The 566-nt window shown below is 71.7% G+C and carries 1 pseudogene; it reads left to right on the top strand.

What is annotated here, in order from left to right:
* Window positions 1-136 (top strand): annotated as a pseudogene (locus KBX39_RS32600) (DUF3040 domain-containing protein); the annotation flags it as partial.
* Window positions 137-566 lie beyond the last annotated feature (430 nt).

Raw genomic sequence — 566 nt, 5'->3', positions numbered from 1 at the left:
CCAGTCGCCCGACCTGCACGTGGTCGGCGGCACAACGAGCCGGCGTCGTCCCCGTGGCCGCAGCAGTGGCCGCCGGGGCTCCGTCCTCGACCGGATGGAGGACCGCTGGCGGCAGCGCCCGGAGGGACACCGCTGACCGTGCTCCGCCCCGGACCGGGGCGGATGTCGCGGCGACGCCCGTCGGCGTGCGCTTCGTCGTGCCCGCTCCACGGCGGCGGGTGCGCGTAGCCGTCGATCGCGCCGCACCCGTCCACGCCCCGATGTCGGCCGGTGTGGCGGTGCCCCCGGATTCCCCGGCTGCGGCGTGAGTCTCTCCCCGGTCCGCTGGCCAGTGCTTCGCAGCCGATCATCGCCTCCGCGCCGACCTGCGGCGGCTCCTGTCGGCTGATAGTCCACGAATAGAGATCGATCTTCCAAGCGCGGGAAACGCGAAGATCTTGGTAGGAAAGGGCCGCTATAGGGGCCGTTTCATACCAAGATCTCGAAGCGCCCCCGCTCCCCACCCCGCCAGCCCGCTGAGCAGTCGGTGATCAAGGAGTTTGCGTCCGTTCGGAGGCCTCGCGGAG

The sequence above is a fragment of the Micromonospora sp. D75 genome, assembly GCF_018070405.1.
Classification (GTDB): Bacteria; Actinomycetota; Actinomycetes; order Mycobacteriales; family Micromonosporaceae; genus Micromonospora; species Micromonospora chalcea.
Note: the sequence above shows the minus strand (reverse complement) of the source record. Positions and strands in the feature narration are given on the sequence as shown.